The sequence below is a fragment of the Caulobacter sp. P1_B12_2 genome (genome assembly GCF_056406675.1).
Genome location: NZ_JBFTZS010000543.1, coordinates 1 through 2784, shown reverse-complemented (window position 1 = coordinate 2784; position 2784 = coordinate 1). Strand labels below are relative to the sequence as shown.

Annotated in this window: 3 protein-coding genes; 1 reads left to right on the top strand and 2 read right to left on the bottom strand. The window is 70.3% G+C overall.

Annotated elements, in window-relative coordinates:
- Positions 1–136 precede the first annotated feature (136 nt).
- Both AC1DZ6_RS22980 and AC1DZ6_RS22975 read right to left on the bottom strand, forming a co-directional pair.
- Complete coding sequence (locus tag AC1DZ6_RS22980; protein WP_477099428.1) at positions 137–904, bottom strand: DUF3108 domain-containing protein; 768 nt, start codon at positions 902–904, stop codon at positions 137–139.
- A 76-nt stretch (positions 905–980) separates the two neighbouring features.
- The gene (locus tag AC1DZ6_RS22975; protein ID WP_477099427.1) at positions 981–1655 is read right to left on the bottom strand and encodes a LysE family translocator; all 675 of its coding nucleotides are present in this window, start codon (positions 1653–1655) and stop codon (positions 981–983) included.
- A gap of 97 nt (positions 1656–1752) precedes the next feature.
- Here AC1DZ6_RS22975 and AC1DZ6_RS22970 point away from each other — a divergent pair.
- Positions 1753–2784 (top strand): aminotransferase-like domain-containing protein (locus AC1DZ6_RS22970; protein ID WP_477099426.1); only part of this gene is annotated, 1032 nt, incomplete at its 3' end.

The window sequence follows — 2784 nt, the reverse complement described above, 5'->3', positions numbered from 1 at the left end:
CCCGCTCATCCCGGCGAACGCCGGGACCCAGATCCCAAAGCGGAGTGACCGATTGGATAAACGCTGGGTTCCTGGCGTCAGCACACCGCCATTCCATCTGGGTCCCGGCATTCGTCGGGATGAGCGGATAAATTGGTTAGTAGAGCAAGGTCTTCCCCAGCACCCCCGAGCCGTCCGGCAACGGCGAGATCTGCTTGATCATCACCTGGCTGCCCTTGGCGAACCAGAAGCGGGTGACCGGCATTTCGGGATGGTTGTAGTCAGCCGTGACCAGCCAGCAGTCGATCTTGCCGCCGCCCGGCAGGTCCAACACCTCCGACCCGGCCACCTTGAACAGATAGGCCGCCGGCGGGCCTCCGCCCGGATGGGTGAAGACGATGCTGGCCTCGTAACCCGCCGCCAGCGGCAGGGCCTGGATGAACTCCATGTCGGTCTCGAAGTTGAAGCTGGGCTGCGGCGAGGCGACCTCGAAGTCCTTGGCGGCGTTGTCCGGCAGGTCCTTCAAGCCGACGATCTTGTCGGGCTGGAAGGTGAAGCCCTCGACCTTGGCGACGCCGTCCTTCTGGGTGCGGCGGATGTGGGTCAGGGGGCGGAAGGTGCCGACCTCGAACCAGCTGTCCAGTTGGCGGTCCGACGGCGTGGCCCCCACCCCGTCCCAGTGCTGGACGATGTGCAGGCGGCGCTGGCCGTCCTGGTCCTCGAAGCGGACCTCGCGGGTCCAGACGTCGGCGACGCGCACGGTGTCGCCGGTCTGCTTGAACCGCAGGTAGCGGTGCGCGCCGGGCTTGATATTGGCGAAGCGGGCCAGCGGCTGGCCGACCGGCACGGGGGTGACGGCGGCCTGGGCCGCGCTCCCGACCAGCAGCAGGACGGCGCAGAGGGCGGAACGGACGGCGAGGGACATGGACGGCTCCGGATTTTCGTGGCCGCACCAGACCTCAGCCGTCCGCCGAGGGCTACTTAAGTTTCTGCAATGCGCGCTATCCCCGCGAAGACCAGCGCGGCGTGGTCGGCAGGACGGCCAGTTCGCGCGGCGCTTCGCGTGACGCGCCCGCCGGCCGGGTCTCGACCACCAGCGGGTACAGCGACACCACCAGCAGGGCGGCCATGCCGAGATTGAACGCCCGCAGCACCGCCGGCCGGTCCAGGAACCGTCGCAGGCCCTGGCCGAAGCCCGCCCAGGCGGCGCTGCACGGCGCGCCGACCAGCATGAAGGTTCCGGCCACGAAGAACACGCCGATCGTCGAGCCCTCGGGCGTGTAGGTGGTGGCCGCGGTCAGGGCCATGGCCCAGGCCTTGGGATTGACCCACTGGAAGGCGGCGGCCTGCAGGAAGGTCATCGGCTTGGCGCCGACGCTCTTGTCCGAGATTCCGGTGGCCGTGCCGATCTTCCAGGCCAGCCACAGCATGTACGCGCCGCCGACCCACTTGAGCACGTCGTGCAGCACCGGCCAGGCCTTGAACACCCCGCTCAGCCCCAGCCCCATGGCCACCACCATCACCGCCAGGCCGACGCTGATCCCCAGGATCTGCGGCGCCGTGCGACGCAGGCCGAAATTCGCGCCCGACGCCAGCAGCATCATGTTGTTGGGGCCGGGCGTGCCGGCCGTGGCGAAGGCGAACAGGACGAAGGCGAGCAGCAATTGAGCGGTCATGACGGACACTCCATAAGCGGAATGTCACGGTCTTCTTGCCAATTGCATCATGAGTCAAAACCTATATTGTTCCAATGACAATTATGGAGACACCTTGATGGCCGGCTGGACCCCGACCCTGTCGTCCGGCGCCGCGCCGCTGTACGAGCGGCTGCTGGACGCCCTGAAGGGGGACATCGCCTCGGGCGCGCTGAACGACGGCGACCGCCTGCCGCCGCAGCGCGACCTGGCCCACCGCCTGGGCCTGGGCCTGGGCACGGTGACCCGGGCCTATGTCGAGGCGGAGAAGGCCGGGCTGGTCCAGGCTCACGTCGGTCGCGGCAGCTTCGTGCGCGGAACCTCGAGCGCCGGACAGGGCGCCGCCGGCTTCCGCGCCGCCGATCCGGCGGGCCCGATCAACCTGGCCCAGAACACCGCCCCGCCCCAGGCGGCGGCCGAACGGCTGTCCGACGCCCTGGCCAAGCTGCGGCGACGGTCCGACCTGCTGGACCATCTGGTCTACGCCCCGGCCGCCGGTCTGGAAGTCCAGCGGCGGGCCGGCGCGGCCTGGCTGGCGCGCAGCGGCGGCCTGGACGGCGCGGACTGGACCCGGCTGGTCTGCTGCGCCGGCGCCCAGCAGGGCCTGGCCCTGGCCCTGGGCAGCCTGGCCCGGCCGGGCGACACGATCCTCTGCGAGGCCTCGACCTATCAGGGCGTCAAGGCCATCGCCGAACACCAGGGGTTCCGGCTGCAAGGCGTGGCGATGGACGCCGAGGGCCTGCGCCCCGACGCCTTGGACGAAGCGGCGCGCGGCGGCGCCAAGGTGCTGGTCCTGCTGCCGACCCTGCAGAACCCCACCGGCCGGATCATGAGCCTCCAGCGTCGCCGCGAGATCGTGGCCATCGCCCGCGAGCACGACCTGTGGTTGATCGAGGACGACATCTACGCGGTCTATGCCCGTGAAGGCCGCCCCACCCCGTTGGCCCTGCTGGCCCCGGAGCGGACCTTCCACGTCTCGGGGGTGTCCAAGTCGCTGGCTCCCGGCCTTCGCGCCGGCTACCTGGTCGTGCCGCCGGGCGACCACCTGGAGCGGGTGCTGCGCGCCGTCCGCGCCCTGGCCTACGCTCCGCCGGCGTTCGGCGGCCTGATC